At 38.4% G+C, this 21,213-nt stretch carries 21 protein-coding genes; 10 read left to right on the plus strand and 11 right to left on the minus strand.

The features are described 5' to 3' along the window. Positions 1-58: 58 nt before the first annotated feature. Entirely contained in the window at positions 59-325 is a 267-nt protein-coding gene (locus B9T30_RS09125) for a YeaC family protein (RefSeq protein WP_086184724.1), read from the minus strand. A 3-nt stretch (positions 326-328) separates the two neighbouring features. Continuing rightward, positions 329-1,237 (minus strand): NAD(+) kinase, encoded by a 909-nt coding sequence (locus tag B9T30_RS09130; protein WP_086184689.1) that lies wholly within the window; start codon positions 1,235-1,237, stop codon positions 329-331. Between the two features lie 446 nt (positions 1,238-1,683). On the opposite strand from B9T30_RS09130, the gene mrcB reads away from it, so the two are divergent. Together mrcB and B9T30_RS09140 are read left to right on the plus strand one after the other, a co-directional pair. Beyond that, complete coding sequence (mrcB, locus tag B9T30_RS09135) at positions 1,684-4,080, plus strand: penicillin-binding protein 1B (RefSeq protein ID WP_086184690.1); 2,397 nt, start codon at positions 1,684-1,686, stop codon at positions 4,078-4,080. Between the two features lie 15 nt (positions 4,081-4,095). Beyond that, positions 4,096-4,662: a hypothetical protein gene (locus tag B9T30_RS09140; RefSeq protein WP_086184691.1), complete on the plus strand. Its 567-nt coding sequence runs from the start codon at positions 4,096-4,098 to the stop codon at positions 4,660-4,662. 58 nt (positions 4,663-4,720) lie between these two features. Here the strand turns inward: B9T30_RS09140 and B9T30_RS09145 are convergent, their stop codons facing one another. Further along, entirely contained in the window at positions 4,721-5,620 is a 900-nt protein-coding gene (locus tag B9T30_RS09145; protein ID WP_086184692.1) for an NUDIX domain-containing protein, read from the minus strand. Between the two features lie 140 nt (positions 5,621-5,760). Between B9T30_RS09145 and hemP the strand changes: the two genes are divergently transcribed. Further along, positions 5,761-5,931 carry a hemin uptake protein HemP gene (hemP, locus tag B9T30_RS09150; protein ID WP_086165760.1) on the plus strand — a complete coding sequence of 57 codons (171 nt, stop codon included), beginning with the start codon at positions 5,761-5,763 and terminating at the stop codon, positions 5,929-5,931. 68 nt (positions 5,932-5,999) lie between these two features. Here hemP and B9T30_RS09155 read toward each other — a convergent pair whose 3' ends face one another. The 4 genes from B9T30_RS09155 to B9T30_RS09170 form a co-directional block, all read right to left on the minus strand. After that, positions 6,000-7,340, minus strand: a complete 1,341-nt coding sequence (locus B9T30_RS09155) for a sensor histidine kinase (protein WP_086184693.1) — start codon at positions 7,338-7,340, stop codon at positions 6,000-6,002. 1 nt (position 7,341) lies between these two features. Next, positions 7,342-8,001, minus strand: coding sequence for a response regulator transcription factor (locus tag B9T30_RS09160; RefSeq protein WP_086184694.1), 660 nt, complete (start codon positions 7,999-8,001; stop codon positions 7,342-7,344). Positions 8,002-8,153: 152 nt separating this feature from the next. Further along, positions 8,154-8,516, minus strand: a complete 363-nt coding sequence (locus tag B9T30_RS09165) for a NirD/YgiW/YdeI family stress tolerance protein (RefSeq protein ID WP_086184695.1) — start codon at positions 8,514-8,516, stop codon at positions 8,154-8,156. A 98-nt stretch (positions 8,517-8,614) separates the two neighbouring features. Continuing rightward, positions 8,615-10,372, minus strand: coding sequence for a GspE/PulE family protein (locus tag B9T30_RS09170; RefSeq protein WP_086184696.1), 1,758 nt, complete (start codon positions 10,370-10,372; stop codon positions 8,615-8,617). A gap of 308 nt (positions 10,373-10,680) precedes the next feature. On the opposite strand from B9T30_RS09170, the gene B9T30_RS09175 reads away from it, so the two are divergent. Next, positions 10,681-11,886: an MgtC/SapB family protein gene (locus B9T30_RS09175; protein WP_086184725.1), complete on the plus strand. Its 1,206-nt coding sequence runs from the start codon at positions 10,681-10,683 to the stop codon at positions 11,884-11,886. On the opposite strand, the gene tsaA is transcribed toward B9T30_RS09175, so the two are convergent. Beyond that, a complete protein-coding gene (tsaA, locus tag B9T30_RS09180) occupies positions 11,883-12,599 on the minus strand; it encodes a tRNA (N6-threonylcarbamoyladenosine(37)-N6)-methyltransferase TrmO (protein ID WP_086184697.1) in 717 nt (238 codons plus the stop codon). The two genes, B9T30_RS09175 and tsaA, sit on opposite strands and share 4 nt — an antisense overlap. A gap of 105 nt (positions 12,600-12,704) precedes the next feature. On the opposite strand from tsaA, the gene B9T30_RS09185 reads away from it, so the two are divergent. After that, a complete protein-coding gene (locus B9T30_RS09185) occupies positions 12,705-13,484 on the plus strand; it encodes a ferredoxin--NADP reductase (RefSeq protein WP_086184698.1) in 780 nt (259 codons plus the stop codon). Positions 13,485-13,939: 455 nt separating this feature from the next. Here the strand turns inward: B9T30_RS09185 and B9T30_RS09190 are convergent, their stop codons facing one another. Next, entirely contained in the window at positions 13,940-14,506 is a 567-nt protein-coding gene (locus tag B9T30_RS09190; RefSeq protein WP_086184699.1) for a TetR/AcrR family transcriptional regulator, read from the minus strand. A 262-nt stretch (positions 14,507-14,768) separates the two neighbouring features. Here B9T30_RS09190 and B9T30_RS09195 point away from each other — a divergent pair, with 262 nt between their 5' ends. Then, entirely contained in the window at positions 14,769-15,608 is an 840-nt protein-coding gene (locus B9T30_RS09195) for a hypothetical protein (RefSeq protein WP_086184700.1), read from the plus strand. A gap of 277 nt (positions 15,609-15,885) precedes the next feature. Next, positions 15,886-16,674: a DUF2071 domain-containing protein gene (locus B9T30_RS09200; protein WP_086184726.1), complete on the plus strand. Its 789-nt coding sequence runs from the start codon at positions 15,886-15,888 to the stop codon at positions 16,672-16,674. Positions 16,675-16,707: 33 nt separating this feature from the next. Here the strand turns inward: B9T30_RS09200 and B9T30_RS09205 are convergent, their stop codons facing one another. Then, positions 16,708-17,349: a cation transporter gene (locus tag B9T30_RS09205; protein WP_086184701.1), complete on the minus strand. Its 642-nt coding sequence runs from the start codon at positions 17,347-17,349 to the stop codon at positions 16,708-16,710. Between the two features lie 90 nt (positions 17,350-17,439). Here B9T30_RS09205 and B9T30_RS09210 point away from each other — a divergent pair, with 90 nt between their 5' ends. The 3 genes from B9T30_RS09210 (at position 17,440) to B9T30_RS09220 (ending at position 20,666) form a co-directional block, all read left to right on the plus strand. Beyond that, positions 17,440-17,844: a Cd(II)/Pb(II)-responsive transcriptional regulator gene (locus B9T30_RS09210; RefSeq protein WP_086184702.1), complete on the plus strand. Its 405-nt coding sequence runs from the start codon at positions 17,440-17,442 to the stop codon at positions 17,842-17,844. A 1,158-nt stretch (positions 17,845-19,002) separates the two neighbouring features. Next, on the plus strand, positions 19,003-20,400 hold the full coding sequence (gene yegQ / locus B9T30_RS09215; protein ID WP_086184703.1) for a tRNA 5-hydroxyuridine modification protein YegQ: 1,398 nt from the start codon (positions 19,003-19,005) through the stop codon (positions 20,398-20,400). An 11-nt stretch (positions 20,401-20,411) separates the two neighbouring features. Continuing rightward, positions 20,412-20,666, plus strand: a complete 255-nt coding sequence (locus B9T30_RS09220; RefSeq protein WP_086184704.1) for a YfhL family 4Fe-4S dicluster ferredoxin — start codon at positions 20,412-20,414, stop codon at positions 20,664-20,666. Between the two features lie 279 nt (positions 20,667-20,945). On the opposite strand, the gene B9T30_RS09225 is transcribed toward B9T30_RS09220, so the two are convergent. Further along, on the minus strand, positions 20,946-21,213 hold a 268-nt coding region (locus tag B9T30_RS09225), incomplete at its 5' end, for an FAD-dependent oxidoreductase (protein ID WP_171264146.1).

The following is a 21,213-nucleotide window of genomic DNA, read 5'->3' on the forward strand; positions in this document are numbered from 1 at the left end:
TACGTGTAGCCATAATCACAACTTCAATTTAAAGTTAAGCAACTAAAACCATTCATCATTAAACAAAACGAATCGGTTGAAATTCAGGTTCAGGAACATGTGAATCACATTCTTCCCCTTCCTCTTTATGGCCTTTATCAATATAGCCACTACGTTCTTTTTCAGGTAAATTTTGAGCTTCCCACGCAATAACAGCTTGCATACAAATTTGACGCTGTTCTGCGGTTAAAACAAGGCCATTTGGCCATTTTCCAATTTCTACTGCTGTTTTTAAACGCGAAACAATTTCAGGATCGAGTACGGCAAGCATTTGTTCAATATTCATCATTTAATCCTGCTGTTGTAAAGAGTCAAAATCTTGATTCCAACCAAGTTTGGTACGACATGCCATATAGAAGTCATAACCCGGTGGATGAAGTAAATTCAATTTAAATGGATGTTTACGGATATGTAAACTATCACCCACACTCAGCGAAACGCTATGTTGACCATCGGCACTGACCATAGGTAACACACGGTTTTCGCGAATCATAATCTTAATTTCACTATGCCCACCAACGACAATAGGACGTGAAGATAATGTATGCGGGTGCATAGGCACTAAAGAGATGGCATCCATACCTGGATGAACAATTGGCCCACCACCAGATAAAGCATACGCTGTAGAACCCGTTGGGGTAGACACAATTAAACCATCACTATGCTGACGATAAACATACTGACCATCAATATTCAATTCAAAGTCAATCATATGAACCGAGCGGCCTGAATGCAAGACCACATCATTCAAAGCAATCGCATCATAAATAGTTTCACCTTTAGAACGAATTTCCATTTCCAATAAGAAACGGCGGTCTAACTGAAATTCACCTTTAAGCACTTGATCCAGTTTAAAAATCACCTCGGTCGGCTTAACATCGGTTAAAAAGCCCAAACGACCACGGTTGATGCCAATGACTGGCGTATTGTGTTTTACCAAAGCACGTGCAGCATGTAACAAAGAACCATCACCACCGACTACAATCACCAAATCAACCACTTCACCCAGCAAACTACGGCTTACTGTTTGCGTATTACGACTATCAGGAACCAATGCTGCTGTTTCTGAATCAAAAACAGGATGAAGCCCTAAACGTAAAAGATGGTTATGAATGAGACTTAAAGTTTCAACCACGGAGGATTTATCTGGACGTCCGATCAATCCAATGTTACGAAAATTTTTATGTGAAATTTGCACCTAAGTCATCGCTCCGCTACGATTCATGCATATCATAGCATTAACCCTATTCATTTTAAAAAACTTTAAAACTTGATCATACAAGCTATATCGATTTACCAATCTAAAATAAACCATTTTCTCAAGCCACACCTACACTTAAAGCTCACCTTATATAAACTATAACGGTATTCGGTTTTCATGATAAAGATCACATTTTTTAATCCACACTTTAACCATGCCATAATCCGTAATACCTCACTTTGGGTAATACTGATTAAAACCCATCCAATACATCTAAAAACAGACTCAACTGTAAAATAACATCTTTTATAAAATCAACAACTCATTACCTCTAGACTGACTTTTTTAGCGTTATATTTTGTCGTCGTTCACAGATTAATTATTGCAAAAAAATGAAAAGCTTCGCATCATTAGCATAATTTATTTGGATCTTATACTCATTGATGAAGTCTGAACGCGGTATCGGTTTACTGGCCCTTATTTTCTCAATATTAGTCATTGGTGTTTTCTTAGTTTTTAGCATCTACTTAATACGAATGGACAATATTGTACGAGATAAATTTGAAGGACAACGCTGGGATATTCCTGCAAAAGTTTTTGCGCGTCCTTTAGAGGTTTATACCAATGCGCCCGTCAATCAAACAGATTTCACCCAAGAATTAAAATTATTGGGTTATAAAAATTCAGAGAGTTATACCAAATCGGGTAGTTATGTGACTTCAGGTGATGAACTCTATGTGCATACCCGAGGTTTTGACTTTGGTGACAGTGTTGAACCAGAACAGGTTCTAAAAGTCACTTTTGCCGACAATCAAATTGGTGAGGTCAGTGCAACCAAACCTTCTTCTACTGGAATTGCGCGTTTAGAGCCTTTATTGATTGGGGGAATTTATCCTCAACATAATGAAGACCGTGTCCTGATTAAACTTAAAAATGTACCTAAACCATTAATTGAAGCCCTGATTGCCACTGAAGATCGTAATTTCTATCATCATCACGGTATTTCAGTTCGTGGTACGGCACGTGCTTTAGTCAGTAATGTGACTGGAGGTAAACGTCAAGGTGGTTCGACGCTGACTCAACAGTTGGTTAAAAACTTTTATTTAAGTCCCGAAAAAACCTTAAAACGTAAAGTCAATGAAGCCTTAATGGCGTTGTTAATTGAACTACATTACGATAAAGACGAAATTTTAGAGGCCTATTTAAATGAAGTAAATCTGGGGCAAAATGGTAATTATTCAATTAATGGTTACGGTCTTGCTTCACAATTTTACTTTGGTTTACCTTTAAGCGAATTAAACATTGCCCAACAAGCCTATTTAGTTGGTTTAGTTCAAGGCCCGACGTTATTTAACCCATGGAAAAACCCTGAAGGTGCCAAAAAACGTCGTGATATTGTGCTCAACAATATGTTGGTCATGGGTTATCTGACTCAAAAACAGTTTGAGCAAGAAACTGCACGACCATTAAACGTGATTGCAAAACCAACATTAGGCCCTGCACGTTTCCCAGATTTCCTCGATATTGTACGTCGTCAACTACGTACTGAATATCAAGAAGGTGATTTAACCAATCAGGGTTTGAAAATCTTCACTACACTTGATCCTATTGCGCAAACTCAAGTGCAAGAAGCCTTTAAAGCATCTGTTTCACGCTTAGCCAATGCAAATCCTAAACGCCTAAAAGACTTGCAAGGTGCTGTTTTAATCTCTCATCCTGAAAATGGTGAATTGGTTGCAGCTGTGGGTTCAACCCAAGACTTTACTGGTTTTAACCGTGCCTTAGATGCCAAGCGCCAAGTCGGCTCTTTACTTAAACCCGTTATTTATTTAAGTGCTATTGAATCGGGACGTTACAATTGGGCAAGTCCAATTGAAGATAGTTCCATCAACATCGTCAGTGAAGGAAAAACATGGACACCTAAAAATTATAGCGGTGGTGGACATGGTGTGGTTCCTATGGCTGAAGCTTTGGCAAACTCATACAACCTTGCAGCGGTGCGTTTAGGACAAGAATTTGGACTTTCAACATTTAGCAATCATCTGAAAAAATTTGGTGTGACGTCAGAAATTCCAAATTATCCGTCTATTTTTCTGGGTGCTGTTGATATGTCACCTATGGAAGTGATGAGTGTTTATAGCAACTTTGCAACGGGTGGTTTCAAATATCCAATTAAATCCATTCGCTCAGTGGTCGATTCGAATGGCCGTTTATTAGAACGTTACGGTCTTACGGTTCAAAATACCATCGACCCTTCTGCTGCATATATTTTAAATTACGGCTTACAACAAGTCATGAGCGCAGGTACTGGACGTTCGGCATATAGTGCTCTTCCTACAGACTTGAAACTGGCAGGAAAATCAGGAACCACGAATGATACACGCGACTCATGGTTCGCAGGTTATTCTGGCAACTATTTAAGTGTGGTTTGGCTGGGTTTAGACGACAACAAAGTGACAGGATTAACGGGTTCTTCTGGTGCACTTCCAGTTTGGACCAATGTTATGAAGCAATTGCGCCAAAAACCAGTGAATTTACGCCAAACAGAAAATGTGCAATGGCAATGGATTGATCGTGCGACCGGACACCTATCTGCGCAAGGCTGTGAAGGTGCCATGTATATTCCACTGCTACGTAATAATGTACCGCGTGAGGCAACAGGTTGTGGTTTACCGCATTATCAAGTAGAGCCTGTTTACAATCCTGATACTGAAAACAATCAAGCACCCGTAGATCAAAACGATAGTATTGAAAACTATATTCGTGAAAGCGAAACTGAAATGCAGCGCGATCTGCCAAGTAATGAGAAAGTCATTTCAAGTGGTGGCTATGATAATTAGTGGTGAAAATTAAGCATGAATGTACGATTCAGCAGATATAAACAGATAGCAATCGGTTTAGGTTTAATGGGGTTGGTCGGCTGTCAAAGCCTACCTACACCTCATCAACCAGAAGTAGAAAAAAAACCGGCTACTGAAAAAAAGACCATTAAAAAATCGGATGGTGTTGTCATTACGCCTTATGATCGTGAAGAAATTCAACGTAAAAAAATGCAAGTGGTGATTCCAGAACAAAGAAGCAAACAGCAATTTGAAGATGGTCGTCAACTACCCGCATTCAAAAAACTTATGCAAAAAACTCAGCAAGCCTATACACAAGGAAAATGGAATGAAGCAGAAGCTGCTGCACTTCAAGCACAGCGTTTAGCACCACAATCTGCCGAGACTTTTTTGTATTTGGCCTTGGTTGCGCAGAAAAAAAATAAGCCAGCAAATGCTGAGGCTCTCGCACAACGAGGGCTAAGTTACGCACAAAGCAATGCCATGAAGAAACAACTTTGGCAGGTGATTTTAAAAGCTGCACAACAGCAAAAAGATCAAAAAATGATTCAACAAGCGCAAAAGGCACTGAAAAGCTTATAAAATCTAGGATGTATTGAAATCTAAATATTATTGCTCAATACATCCTATTCAACCATTTTTATAAGAATCGAATGCCTGCAATACCATATGCACCCCGTTCTTGCGCTAAACCAAGATCACTCGCTTGCATACCACCGAGTGCAAAAACAGGAATATCAACTTGCGATGCTAAAGCCTTAAACTGCTGCCACCCAAGTGCAGGCGTTTCTGGATGTGTTGCTGTCGCAAGTACTGGACTCAATACAATTGCATCACAACCAATGCGCTGTGCCTGTTGCATTGCTGCCAAATCATGACAAGCCGCAATATGACGTTTTCCGACAACTAAATCACCTTGCTTTAGAGACATCAGTTGCGATTGTTTTAAATGAATTGTAGAAATCGCTTGTTGTTGGATGGTATTCAATTTCGTGTAAATATCAACATTAAGAATGAGCTGAGACAGCTGTTCAACACGCAACGCTGCAAGTTCAACGATCTGCGCCTGAGTCCCCTCAACACGCCAATACATAAGTTGATCTTGATGTAATTGTGTCAAGCCATCTAATTGATCTGAAATTTTAATTTGATGTGCCCAATAAAGCCGCTGGATCATGGCTTGATTGGCTTTCGGAAAATTCAAACTCAATAATTCATCACGGCTATACCACGCCCAAGGCTGTTGAATTTCATTCAATAATGCGGTGGGTACAATGGCATGAAATAAATGTAAGTTGACGATCACATCATCATATTCATGACGAATCACATCAAAAGTATGCCAATCTTGCAAACCAACACCGACTTCTTCATAAATTTCACGGCGGCAGGCAGCTAAAGGTGTTTCCCCCTCTTCTACTTTTCCCCCTGGAAATTCATGCTTATTGCCCTGATGCTGCTTTGCTTCACGCCACCCAACCAATACTTTGCCCTGATGCAATAAAATAGCAATTGCAACATGAATCGTGGGTTTGGACATTGCGTACTCCTTTGCGTGAAAATATAACGCAGTGTAAGCAAATTTAAGTTTTTTATAAATTGTTAAATAATTGATTGACAGGTCTATTCGATAATGATTATCATTTAAATCGTTCCCCCATATACCACGGAGTCGAAGGAATGAACGCACCATTTAGCCTATTTACACGTAATAATGACGCAGCTCACTCACTACCTATGTTGTACTCGAACAACTTATTTTCCTTAGGCAGAGAAATCCGAATTATGCATGCTGGAGAAGAATATCGCTTGCGCCTCACGCGCAATAATCGACTCATTTTAACCAAATAAAAATAATCATAATTTAAAACAATAAACGTGGAAACAAGCAGTATGTGCACAAACATACTGCTTTTTAGTTATTTATTAGGCAACGGCAATTGCAGCGTGACCTGTAATCCACCATAGACAGATTTAGAAAAATGAATTTCACCTGCATGTAATTGCATTATTTTTTGACAAATCGAAAGTCCGAGTCCAGAGCCTTGTGTTTTTGTTCCTAAGACACGATAAAAACGCTCACCTAAACGCTGTAAAACCTCTTCAGTGAGTGCTTGCCCATCATCGGCAATGGTTATGACCACATTTTGCTGCCTTTGTTGTACATCAATAAATACATGTCCGCCTTGTCCAGCATAGCGAATTGCATTATCAACAAGGTTTCGCATACAGGTAAAAATTAATTTTTCATTGGCAAGGATAGAAAGATCATCCGCGATCTGTGTTGTAATCTGAATATTTTTCTCTAGTGCAAAGGGTTGCAAAGCTTGAATAACATCGGAAACAATAGCCTGCAAATTAACGTCTACTTTGGGTAATTGGTTGGTATTGGTTGGATCAAGACGCGCCAGTAAAAGTAAATTTTCTAAAACTTGCGTACCGCGACTGACATCATTTTGAATACTCGCCAAGTCCTGATTTAAGTCTGGATATTTACGTTTAAGCACCTGTAAACGCATCTGAATAGCGGATAAAGGCGAACGCAGTTCATGCGAAGCATCCGCAGTAAAGCGCTGTTCTGCGAGCAACGATTGTTTAAGTCGCTGCAATAATTGATTCAACTGCAAGACCATCGGCTGTAATTCTTTTAACTCAGGCACTTGCTGCTGAATGGGTGCTAAATCATCGGCATTTTTTTCAGCAATGTTTTTAGACAATTGCTGAATGACTTTAAATTGACGTTTCACCGCAAAATGTAAAATCAACCACTGTATGAACCAAAGCAAAATTAAAATCAGGCTGTAACCCATAACATTTTGAGCCAGCTCTTTGAAGCGTTCCCCTACAGGTTGTAGCATAGTCACAGACATCTTCAATTCAGCATCTTCAGCGCTATACATGCGCCATAATTGCTGATCTTGCCAAATATAGCGATAACCATTTGATGCCTGCATTTGCAGTTTTGAAGTTTGCTGTTCTAACGGGAATTCTTTTGATTCGGTGAGAATCTGTTGTTGATCTTTTAATTGGTATTGAATATCGAACTCATCGCTCAGCTCATCCACCTGTTGTCCTGAATGTGTGGTTATATCCGAAATCAAGAGCATATCGGCAATTTCATCCATGATTTGATCTTGCACTTGCATGGTCTGATACAGTGAAATCAGCACAAACAGCAACAATGCCAACAGTCCTGTCAGAATTGAACTGAATAATGAGGTTTTAATCAGTTTGGTTTGTAAAGAGACTGTTTTGCGCATATTAATCGTGACTCATGCGATAGCCTAAACCACGAATGGTTTTAATATATTGGCTGCCTATTTTTTTACGCAATTGATAAATAAAGACTTCAATCGCATTGCTCTCTATTTCATCGCCCCATGCATATAAAGATTCTTCTAATTGTTCACGTGTGACCACATGATCTGGTTTTTGCATCAACTTATGCAAAATTTGAAACTCTTTTGCAGTGAGGTTGATGGGTTGACCATCTTGCTTTAGGTTTTTTGCTTGTGGGTTTAATTGTAAATTGGCAAAATGAAGATATTGCCCCACTTGAGCTTGATGTTGTCGCAATTGCGAACGTACACGGGCTGAAAGTTCTTCCAAACTAAAAGGTTTGACCAAATAATCATTGGCCCCCAAATCTAAACCTTCAACACGATCATGAATACTGTCCTGCGCTGTAATAAAAATTACGGGCGTGGGTTGTTGCTGTGCGCGTATAGTTTTAAGAATGTCATCGCCATTGATTTTAGGAAGTCCACGATCCAGTAACACACAATCATACTGATGCTGTTCAAGGGCTAAAATGGCATGATCACCACGCTCAACCCAATCAATATTATAACCATCCATTTCTAGCCATGTTTTTATGCTTTCTGCTTGGGAGGCATCATCTTCTGCCAGTAAGATTCGCATGTGTTGTTCTCATATTTAGACATGATTTACTTTTAAGATAACATGCTTTAAAAGGCATTAAATTGAAAAAAACCACATGAATAACGCATGTGGTTTTGAGATAGATATCTACTCAAGTCACTGATATCTATTATTTCAGCTGCGTGAACAACTTAAAATTTAACGGCTTCCACATCAATTTCAACACGTTTTGCAGGTTTGTAATCAATATCAACTTCACCAATCAAGGTGACAGGTGTTTTTGCAGAGATTGGTTTACCTTGCCATAACTCATCATCAATATCGACGGTAATCGTGCCCGTATTATCACGGAATTGATATTTCTCATCTCCTACAGCTTTAACGATATAACCTTTGAGCTGTACTTTCGTGTCGTCTTTTAAAGTCAACGCATGTTTAACCGTTGTGGTCACTTGCGGTGCAATTGCAGTTTGATTGACTGCGGTATTTGCCATAGCAAATGTCGTTGCACCCACCAAACCTGCAATTAAAGCTGCTTTTGAGATCATATTCATAATTAAAACCCTCATCTTTTTGTTCACCTTTTCGATAAAGTCATTAAAACAAATCAAGATGAGGTGAATCTTAAGATTTATTAATCTTGAACAATACTTTAATTTAAAGGCACCACGCGCAAAACTTCTTCTAAAGTGGTCATCCCTGCTAAAACTTTACGTGCACCTGCAATTCGAAGAGGTTCAATCCCTTCTTTCTTGGCCTGATGACGTAATTGGTTTAAGTTAGCATTTGCCCCAATCAGCTGTTTGCTCTCCAAACTTAAAGGCATAAATTCATAAATACCAATACGACCTTTATATCCCGTGTGACGACATGCTTCACAACCAACAGCATGGAATACAAAATTTGGCATCTCGATTTCATAATCAAAAGTCAAATGCTTCCACTCTTGCTCATTAATAAAGGTTTCTTGTTTACAATGTGGGCACAGTTTCCGTACCAGACGTTGTGCCAGAACCCCTAAAATGGTCGCCGCAGTTAAAAATGGCTGGATGCCTAAATCATGCAATCGCGTCAGACTTGAAGGTGCGTCGTTGGTATGTAAAGTAGATAACACCAAATGACCTGTCAACGCAGCTTGGATCGCCATATTTGCGGTATCTTGATCTCGAATCTCACCCACCATAATAATATCGGGGTCTTGACGCATTAAAGCGCGTACGCCATCGGCAAAGCCCAAATCAATCCCTTGATTTACCTGCATTTGATTAAAACTCGGTTCAAGCATTTCAATCGGGTCTTCAATCGTACAGACATTCACCTGTTCTGTTGCCAGCTGTTTCAGTGAAGAATACAGAGTCGTAGTTTTTCCCGAACCGGTCGGCCCCGTCACCAAAATAATGCCGTGACTATGCGACGTTAAGGCTTGCCAATCACTGAGTAAATCGCCTTCAAAGCCCAACTGTTGAAAACTTCTGACCAAAACTTCGGGGTCAAAAATACGCATCACCATTTTTTCGCCAAACGCAGTCGGTAAAGTCGATAAACGTAGCTCTGTTTCTTGTCCTTTCGGGGTACGGGTTTTTAAGCGGCCATCTTGAGGTTTACGCTTTTCAGCCACATTCATCCGACCTAAAATTTTAATCCGTGAAATCACCGCGGTCAGTGTATTGGCTGGCATTTTATAAATGGTATGCAATACACCATCTATTCGAAAACGTACCTTTCCTGCATCTTTACGCGGTTCGAGATGAATATCACTCGCACCTTGTTCAAAGGCAAACTGTAAAACCCAATCCACAAGCTTGACAATATGCTGATCATTGGCATCTGGATTTTGGGTATCTCCCAATTGTAAGAGCGCCTCTACCCCTTTGTGATCACGATCATAAGCATTGGCTTTTTGTGATGAATTTACAGCGCGGCTAACTTGGTAATATTCCACCAAATAGCGCTGTAGCTGGTCTGGGCTTAACAATACACGCTGAATTTTTTTCGGTAAAAGGCTGTGTTCTAAATTCGCAACCCATTCTGTTTTATAAGGTTGATCCGTTGCAATAAATACTTTATCTGCTTGAATTTCAACCGCTAAAATTTTATTACGCACTGCAAATTCTTGCGACATCACACTGGTCAATGCCTGCACATCTGCTTTCAAAGGATCAATAATATAAAAAGGAATATTGGCTTTTTCTGCAATCCACTGACATAAACGGTTTAAAGTCAGGGTGGATTGAGGGTGCGATTGATCCACCAGATCAAAATTTGCAATCCACTGCAATGGATGCCACTTGAGTTGCTCACGTTGCCGATGTGTCGTTTGTATCAGTAGCTTATTGCGCTCGGTAATACGTTCATCTTTTTGTAATTGTTCTAGACACCAAGATGTGTCCATTTCAAAATTAAAATTCATTGTTCTAAGCCCCAAAACATCGCAATACTATAGCAAACTAAATTTCATCTCGCTTAAATCACTTTTATAAAAATAAGCACTTGAGCGTTAAATTAACTTTATTGATCCCTTACCTCACTTTCAAATAAAGGCCATTACTACTCTTAACTTAACGACGATTATACTTTTACTTTCGCTGATTTATAGCCAATAATGCTTCATACACTGTTCAATTAACCACCACACCCCCAACCTTAAGTTTTTGGATTAATACTGTGAATAATCTGCTTAATCTATCGCTTCAAAGCACATCATTTCAAGAATTACTGATGATTATGGCTGCGGCTTTGGGTTGTGGTTTATTAATCGGTTTAGAGCGTGAAAGAAGCAAACAACGTGAAAATCAACATAGCTTTGCTGGCGTTCGTTCATTTGTAATCTGTGCCTTACTTGGTGCGCTATGTTTTACTTTTGGCGCTATTTTTGGTCTGGTCGGTGCAATCATTATTGGTGGAATTGGTATTTTTTCGCTTAAAAACCAGCTTAAAGATCCTGGTGTAACCACTGAACTGGCCTTTGTCATGACCTATTTTATCGGCGCACTTTGCCTTTGGAACATTACACTGGCTGCAAGTTTATCCGTTGTACTGACCATTATTTTAATGATGAAACATTCAATACATGGTATTGCAAGCAAATGGATTACCGAAGCTGAGTTTAAAGATGGTTTATTTTTACTCGCGCTGATTTTAATTGGTTTACCGCTGACCCCAAACACACCTTTATGGGGTTCAGTCCTCAACCCTTATATTATTTTAAAACTGCTAGCGCTTATACTGGTAGTTCAAACTTTAGCGCATATTGCAAAACGCTTACTGTCTTCAAAAAATGCCCTCATGCTTTCATCTATAGCATCTGGTTTTGTATCGAGTACAGCCACCATCGCCAGCTTAGGTATGGAAGTTCGCTCAGGTCGTGCAGAAGCAAATGCTAATGCAGGTGCAGCACTGATGTCCTGTATTTCTACCTTATTGCTGTTGTTAATTATTATTGCTGGAGTGTCTGTAAGTTGGCTAAAAATTCTGATTTTTCCATCATTACTTGCCATTATTATTCTCGCTCTCTGTGCTTTATGGCTTTTACGTAACGCAAAAGCACCTGAAAATATAGAATTAATCGATAGCCGAATGTTTAGCTTAAAAGAAGCTGCCATCATTGCAGGTACATTAACCATTATTCAAGCAGGAATTTATGGACTCAATCTTTTACTTGGGGATGCTGGATTAATTGCAGGAACGCTGTTAGCTTCACTATTTGAAATTCACGCAGCCGCAGCGGCCGTGGTCATTCAAGGTGATCCAACCAACTCAACATTACTCTATGCCATGATTTTAGGCTTAGGCGCTCATGCAATTTCGAAATCTATTAATGCGACTTTAACGGGTGGCTGGAAATTCGCGCGCGTATTCGTTCCTGCTCAAATACTACATATGCTCGTTTTAATCAGTGTGCTTTTCTGGGTCAGCCTACGCTAGAGTTGAACAATATCAACAACCGTAATATTGCCTAATCCGACAGAAAAACTCACATCTAAATGAGCAAAATTCATTTTATAAATCCGCGCTGCATCATTTTGATAAGCAGGTCTTGGATCTAAGGATAAAACTTGCTCCAACTCACTCATAATTCGATCATCTAAGTTTTGAACCTGAATCAACTCTTGCTTTTGTTGCTCCGCACTTTCGCTCCAAATAACCCGCATTCGTTCAGGCTCATGCTGCGCATAACCACTTTTTGCAGCAACAACGGCATCTGAATATTGAATATATGGCTTAATATCTAAAATTGGTGTGCCATTGAGCAAATCACTCCCTGTCACATACACACGAACAGACTTACCGACTTTTTTCACTTCTTTCAACTGCACCACAGACAAGCCCATAGGTGCAGGACGATACATACTCCGTGTCGCAAACACCCCCATTTTCTTATTCCCCCCTAAACGGGGTGGTCGGACTTGAGGGCGAAAATTATGACTATCTTGTTGATTTTTATTGTCATGAAACTGCCAAATTAACCACAAATGACTAAATTCATCAATGCCTTCGAACGCCAATAAATCATTATAAGGTTCAACCATTTCAATATAAGATTCGACTTGAACCAAATTAGGTTGTCTCGGAATACCAAATTTTTCACGATAAGGTGAATTCATATACCCAATAATAGGCACTTTAAGTTCAGTCATAATCAATTTTTCTGATAAGCTCAATTAAATATATTCAGTTTATCGAGAATGTTTTTAGATTAGAATAGTAAGCTGTTCTAATTTGATAATTTATTGAGACCTTTAATGGCTGCTTTCAACGTCGAGAAGATTACTCACGTCCACCACTGGAATGACACATTATTCAGTTTTAAAACCACGCGTGACACTGCGCTACGTTTTAAAAATGGTCAATTTGTGATGATTGGTCTTGAAGTAAACGGTAAGCCTTTAATGCGTGCTTATTCTATTGCCAGTGCTAACTACGAAGAAGAATTAGAGTTTTTCTCAATTAAAGTGCCAGATGGTCCTTTAACCTCTATTTTACAAAAAGTAAAAGTGGGCGACGAAATCTTAGTCTCTAAAAAGCCTACAGGTACTTTAGTGCTTGATGACTTAAACCCAGGTAAAAACTTGTACTTACTTTCTTCAGGTACTGGTCTTGCACCATTCTTGGCAACCATTCGTGATCCTGAAACCTATGAACGCTTTGAAAAGGTGATTGTTGTTCATGGTACACGTTTCATCTCTGAATTGGCCTACCAAGACTTAATTAACAATGAACTTCCAAACCATGAATTTTTCGAAGAATTAGGCATTAAAGACAAGCTGGTTTATTACCCAACTGTAACACGCGAAGAATATCCAAACCAAGGTCGTGTAACCACGGCAATTGAAAGTGGTGAAATCTTCGAAAAAATTGGTCTATCACGTTTCAACCCAGAAACTGACCGCGCAATGCTTTGCGGTAGCCCTGCATTCCTAAAAGACGTTGTTGCACTTTTAGATCAGCATGGGCTAAAAGAATCACCTCGTATGGGTGTGCTTGGCGATTATGTGGTTGAACGTGCATTTGTTGAAAAATAATACCGCGTCATATTGAAAAACCGAGGAATTCCCTCGGTTTTTTTTATTTTCAAATATTTATTTTTTATTAAATCTGAATAAATGTGAGTGAATTTTAACCACACCAACATTTTTGGTCAGAATTTGTCAAAAAACTGACTAAAAATTGTTGTCTTAAGCAATAAAAGTACCTATAATCTCAAACATAAACAGACAGGTCTGTATACTGCTGATTTGTTTTATTTAGCTGAAGTTTATAATACATCCAGAGGGCACTTTACAAGTATAAAAACAACATAAGAAGGGAGTTTTCAAACTCCTCATAGTATTAATATTTTAGCCAATTTCATTATGAAAGAGACTTCAATATTAATACTAAACCAAGAACTTTCAGCGAGGCGTGATATATAACTATAATATTCACGCTTTTTTATTTTTTAAAATTTATAAGCAGCAAACGATAAGCACAGTAAAATTTAAACGGCCATGAGTTCCAATTGAATTAACTGATAAACACGTTTCCAGTATTCCTCAATATTGACCGAATTTTTATCAATTTGTGCTTGTATCGTCATCCCATCGAGAATACTAGTCAAAAGTACAGCCAACTGAAGTGGCTGTTTTATTGCCAACTGCTCTAAAGCAAAACGGATTCTTTCGAGCAACCACTCTTTATATTCTATAGCGGGTTGCATGGTTGATGGATATATTTTAGAGACTTCTTCAACGGCCTTCTGAAACATACACCCATTGAAATCTTCCATATGAAACCATGCCTGATACCAAAAAAAGATGGTTTTTACATGTGCTAGATAGTCATTGTAGTCACATTTAGCAATCGCGGCATCTAAAGACTCTTGTAGATTCATATTTCTACGATGCAGGCATTCCTCAATCAGTTTCGCCTTAGATGGAAAATATTTATAAAATGTCATTTTCGCAACGCCAGATTCACTAATAATCCGATCGATCCCAATTGAATTATAACTGTAAGAATTAAAAAGATGCAGTGCAGTATTAATTATGTCGTCTTTTTTAGACATGTTACTTACCTACCAACCTTATTTTCATTGTATAACGAAGCAAAATAAAATAGAAAAAGATGCATCTTTTTAATCATCTAGCGTAAATATGCACTAGCATAACATTTTTTGCATCATATTAAAAAAATTCATGTTTATCATTTATTACTCTATTTATTCTACAAGAGCAAATGTTTGAAATGAAAGTCTTTTATAAAAAATGGTGTAGCGTATTTATATTTTTTTTACTATGATTGAAAGATTCAAAGACTGACCTCCCCTTATGAGTACACTTTCTTTCACTCAATCTGAAAATGCACGGCTTGAAGCTTTGAGTTTTATTAAAAAGTCTATTCCGGCAACCTTATGGAACAAGCATGTTCATGAGGTTCAGCAACTTAAACAAAAGTGCCTACAACATCCGTTGTTTCAGCTTCCAATTTTAACGCGTCTTAACAGCCAAACTTTGTCTTTAGACCAGTTAAAGTTCATTCATATCAATTATTTTACGGCTATTGTAAAAAACTTTACTGATACACTCAGCATGGTTATTTATCAAGCTTTACAATTGGAAAATCATGAAAATATTCATGAAGTAGACCGTATTCATGCTAAGGCCTATGCACGCTATTTATTATCACTCAACTTAATTGATGAGTTGGGTTTTAATACCTATGAGCTAAGTTTAAGTTCGCCAGCAAGATCTCATCTCGTTTACTTTATGGATTTACTGAAATTATTACAGGTTAACCCTTTAGATCCGAAACAGGTCGTTACGGAAGCCTATGATCTCAACCAATTCAATCAGCCACACCTACCTTCTTATAATAATTTATTGTTAATTTTAGCCTGTGCAGAATTACAGGTCATTAAATACAGTGAAGCACTCAGAATTAATTTAGAAAAATATGATGTGCAATTTACCTATGGATATTATGCCTGTCATGGTGTAGTAGATCACTCAGAAAAATTAGCCAATGATGATAATCATGAAGATGATATTTGGGCCCTTCTGACTCAAAGTTACCGCAGCTCTCAACAACATGACTATGAACAGTTACTTGAACAATACCTACAGCTTTGGCAAAACTTCTGGAGTAAAATGGATAAAATAACGACATAAGCCATTATTTTTAGATATTTTTTATGATTAATAAAACACTGTATATTTGATTCAAAAGTCTGTTCGTTGTTTGAATAACTCTTTTCTAGGAACTATTCGGTTTTAAAATAATTTTGTATCGCCTACTCATAGTCGCAGTAGCCTTTTGCTTGCTTGTCTGAATTAGAAAAACGAAAGCTATTAAATGATAGGTGAATAATGCTTCAGCCTTTATTTACTCAGCAGTAAACTTTGTTTTATATTTACTCAACAATTATAAATGTCCCAGATTAATTCAATGACTTTTCCAAACTTAAATTTTCCAGATTTTCTGCATCCGCGCCCTCAACCTACTGGTCTTGATGTGCAATGCAAATTAAAACATTTTGCGTTGATTACTTATGCACTAGACCCAATTCGTTTTAAAGATATTATTCCAGAACGCTTTAAGCTGGACACCATTCAATATCAAGGGAAAGAGCAGGCTTTAATGTCTGTCGTTCCATTTATAGATGTCGATTTTACTTCTGCGGTGTGCCCTTTTCCTAACTTCACTATGGGACAGACCAATTACCGTGTTTATGTCATTGATCAGGAAACACAAGAACGCTGCGTCTGGTTTATTGGCACAACATTAGACTCTTGGACACTGATCGTGCCGCGTTATTTGTGGCAGTTACCTTGGCATACTGCGGTATTCGATTTTGACTGCCATCAAGATTCCGATGGCTTATACAGTCAGTATAAAATGCAGACTCAGTCTGAATGGGCCAGTGCTGAACTACAACTCACCCAATCACATGAAAACCCATGGCACTATGAAGGCTTCCCCAATTTAGAAACTTACTTAGTCTATTTAACCCACCCACTTGCGGGCTTTTACCATCGCAGAGACGGTAAATTAGGTACTTATCGTGTTTGGCATGCGCGTCTACAAGCGAAGCCAGCAAAGCTACTTCATGCAAAATTTGATCTTTTAGACCGTATGAATCTAGTATCTTTCGAGAATCAGTTAAATCCCTATAGTGTACTGATTGAACCAATCAATGAATTTACGATTTATCTTCCTCCTCGCGTTATTCAATAGCATTCAACAATGAGAGTATGCCGCTCTCATTATTTATTGGCATTCCTCCACTAGATTGATACGCTTACTTGCCTGTCGCTCTTTCATGGCTTTTTGAATTACCTGATAACCACCAGTCAATCCTAGAATCGACATCACCAAAGCCACCATTAAATCTGGAATTAAGCTTCCTGTTCCAAACACACCCACCGCAGCGAAAATTACAGCTACATTTCCAATCGCGTCATTACGGCTACAGAGCCATACCGACTGCATATTCGAGTCCCCATCTCGAAAGGCATATAAAAATAAGGCTGAAATAACATTCGCAATTAAAGCCAAAACCCCAATTGCGCCCATCGTAATTGCTTCAGGTGGAATTCCTTGTACATAGGCATAAGTCGTTTTTCCAATGACAACCAGACCAAACAGTGCCATTGTTGCACCTTTGAGCAATGCAACGGTCGCACGCCAATACAAACTTGCCCCCAGCACAGCCAACGAAATAGCATAATTCATGGCATCACCAAAGAAATCGAGCGAATCTGCCCAAAGTGCGGATGAATGTGCATAGGCTCCGCCAATCAATTCAATCACAAACATGGCAGCATTAATAAACAGTGCAATCCACAACGCTGTTCTAAATTTACTGTTCGGTTTTTGTGGTGCTGGGGTAGGACTGCAAGAACATGCCATGTGATCACTCCATTTCAATTTACATTTATTTGTATTATGCTAATTCAAAACTATGGAGTAACTCCAAGGTCAAGCACAAAAATGAATACTATGAAAAATTATTTAATTCGTGATCTATCCCAAAAAACACAATTGTCCACAGACACGATTCGTTTTTACGAGAAAAAACAGCTGATTCAACCCTGTTTTCGTGGTGAAAATAACTATCGTTATTATGATGAGGAGGCCTTAAAACGCTTAATTTTTATTAAACGCTGCCGTGCTTTAGATATGTCATTACAGGAAATTCGTCAGCTCGCTGAATTAGTCAAACAGCCTCAAGCAGGTTGCCAAGTGGTTGATCAAATGATTGAACAGCACATTCAGCAAGTTGAAGAAAAGATTGCTGAATTACACACTTTTCACACGCAGCTCCAAGGCTTACGCAAGAGCTGTTCGAGTGATACCACCATTGATCATTGTCAAATTTTAAAGCAGTTAAAAGCGACTGAATAAGCGCTGTAGTTAAACAAAACCTTCGTTTGAACCACGAAACATGTGGACTAAGGCAATGAAGACTGCTATTTCAAGCAAAAGATCAATAATTGTCGTAAACAGCATCAGAAAAACCAGTCTAAAAGACGAATTTCGGTCTAAAAATGAAAATTTTGCAGTGCTCATATTAAAAATAATGTGTTGTGATTATACAATTTTTGTAACATTTCAAACTTTTTTGATTAATTTTTGACGACTTAAATCTGCTTAATTCAACTCAAAAAGAGCATTGAAATGACGTTGGAGATGTTTAATACTTTACATAGATGCCTGCAATTTTTCTTCTTTAGACACTTCTAAATGCAATGCATCGACCTAGCCGTCATGAACTTTTATCGCATTTTCCAAATAGAGTAGGATGATTTTTGTGCCACCGAATCACAAAGCATAATTATCACTTCAAGCTAAAACTGCTCACAGTCTTGCATGTTTTTTACTGGATAAATTATTAGTAAAAATATTAAACTTTGCACGGTTTTTCAAGTCAAAAGATGGACTTTACCACTGGGTTGATTTCCTACATTGCACAGACCAAAACCTTGCGGCACAGGTGCTCAACAAAGCTTCTAATAAAATATTGCGACCACTATTTTAGGCACATAAAAATTAAAAATCATTGTTATTCTAACTGGTTAATCAAAATCGTTCAAAATTTCACAGCGCCTTAATTTCGTACAATCAAGTCATAAAACCTTGTGCCGCTACAGGTTGTAAACAAAAAAATCGTATAGATAACTCGATATGTAAACGGTCATAAAGCCACTACTCTTGGCGTCGATCTTGCAAATTTTGTGTTGAGCATAATAAGCTCAAATATCGTAATCTTTTGGCTAGCTGAGTTGCACAATTTGGGACAAATTACACACATATCGTTCAACCTATTTCACGATCAGTCACAAAATATCTTACTGAGTTTAATCTGTAAGCGGTTTGAAAAAAGCAACCTGATCCACATGCAAGATCCTAACATAGCGGAACATACATATTTTTATATACAACAACTCCAACCTAGCCAGATTCCTATGCGAGTTTGATGAAATCCGAGCTTTTTACTAGGTTGAATCATTTTTTTATATCCCTACAATAAAGACATATTTTTTGTATGCCTTTATTTAATTCATGACTATTTGCCACGTAACTGAACTCCTCTCTCCTGCTGGTTCACTTAAGAATATGCGTTATGCATTTGCTTATGGAGCCGATGCTGTTTATGCAGGTCAGCCACGTTATAGCTTACGTGTACGTAATAATGCATTTGATCATGACAACTTAAAAATCGGTATTGCTGAGGCACATGCTTTAGGCAAAAAATTCTATGTGGTGGTCAACATTCAGCCACACAACAGTAAACTGAAAAATTTTATTCGAGACCTTGAACCTGTTGTTGCCATGCAACCTGATGCTTTGATTATGTCTGATCCGGGATTAATCATGATGGTGCGTGAACATTTTCCAGCAGTTTCGATTCACCTCTCTGTTCAAGCCAATGCGGTGAACTGGGCAACGGTAAAATTTTGGAAAAATATGGGCTTAACCCGTGTCATTTTGTCACGCGAATTATCTATCGATGAAATTGAAGAGATTAAACAGAACGTGCCTGATATGGAAATTGAAGTTTTCGTACATGGCGCACTCTGTATGGCTTATTCCGGTCGTTGCTTACTTTCAGGCTATATGAATAAACGTGATGCAAATCAAGGCGCTTGCACCAATGCGTGTCGCTGGAAATATAATATTCACGAAGCAGCAGAAGATGCATCTGGGGATGTCATTCCAGTCCAACCACTGGAGACAGCATCTTGCTGCAATAATAAAGATGCCGATGAGCAACACGCCATAGAACAACACCAATTTGGCGAGCCGGTTTTATTACAACGTAATGAAGAAGAAATGTTCGCTGCTGAAGAAGATGAACATGGCACTTACTTCATGAACTCTAAAGACTTACGTGCCGTTCAGCATGTCGATCGTTTAGCGAAAATGGGCATTCACTCATTAAAAATAGAAGGTCGTACCAAGTCTTACTTTTATTGCGCACGTACTGCACAAATTTATCGTAAGGCGCTTGATGATGCACTGGCTGATCAAGCTTTTGATCCAGCATTAATGAGTCAATTAGAAGGTTTAGCCAACCGTGGTTATACCGAAGGTTTTCTACGTCGTCATGTGCATAGTGAATATCAAAACTACGAAACGGGTTCATCACGTTTTGACCATCAACAGTTTGTGGGTGAGGTTTTAGAACGTCATGGCAACTATATTAAAATTGAAGTCAAAAACCGTTTTGACGTGGGTGATTCATTAGAACTCATGACCACTTCTGGCAACATCACTTTTACACTAACTGAAATTTTAGACAAGAAAGGTCATGCCATTTCTGAAGCCAAAGGCTCAGGTCATATCGTTGATATTCCTGTTCCTGCCGATGTCGATATGAACTATGCCCTACTCATTCGTAATCTACCGCATTCAATGCAAGACATTACAGCCTCTGCACTGGCATATGTCGCGGGCTAAGAGATAAACGTATGGCTTTATTGATTACCCATCAATGTATTAATTGCGATATGTGTCTGCCTGAATGTCCTAACGAGGCCATCTTTGAAGGCAGTAAAGTATATGAGATTGATATAGATCGTTGTACCGAATGTGTCGGTTTTTATGAGCACCAAACCTGTATTGCAGTATGTCCAATTGACTGCATTACGCCACATCCTGAGCACATAGAAACACAGGTGCAATTGATGGAAAAATTTAAAGGATTGAACTTATTTAAATCTTAATATTTTCCATTGAGTTGGAACAATAATTGCTTAATTAAATAAAAAAAGCTTGGGAAAAGTAAAAAGATAAGCCCGAAAAATAAAAAAAATTTAATGCAATGGTAAATCTAAGGTGCTTGGGGACACTTTAGATTTACACCTTGCAGGCATAAAAAAGGAACTTAGGGTGAACCTCCAAAGTTCCAGTAAAACAAAAAGATTTGATAAAAATAATATTCAAATAACTCATGATGAAGAGGTTAAAGTGTTTGGGGACCACTTTAACCTCTTTTTTATTATTTACTGCCCTGAACGGATGATGTAATCAAAAGCCGACAATGATGCTTTGGCACCTTCACCTGTGGCAATGATGATTTGTTTGTATGGCACAGTGGTACAGTCACCCGCCGCAAACACACCTTTCACATTGGTTTCATTACGGTCGTTAATCACAATTTCACCACGGTTTGAAAGCGCAACATTCGATGTTTTTAAGAAATCCGTATTCGGCAATAAACCAATTTGTACAAAGATACCTGCAAGCTCAATTGTATGTTCTACATCCGTA

It is taken from the genome of Acinetobacter sp. ANC 4973, assembly GCF_002135275.1.
GTDB lineage: Bacteria > Pseudomonadota > Gammaproteobacteria > Pseudomonadales > Moraxellaceae > Acinetobacter > Acinetobacter kyonggiensis.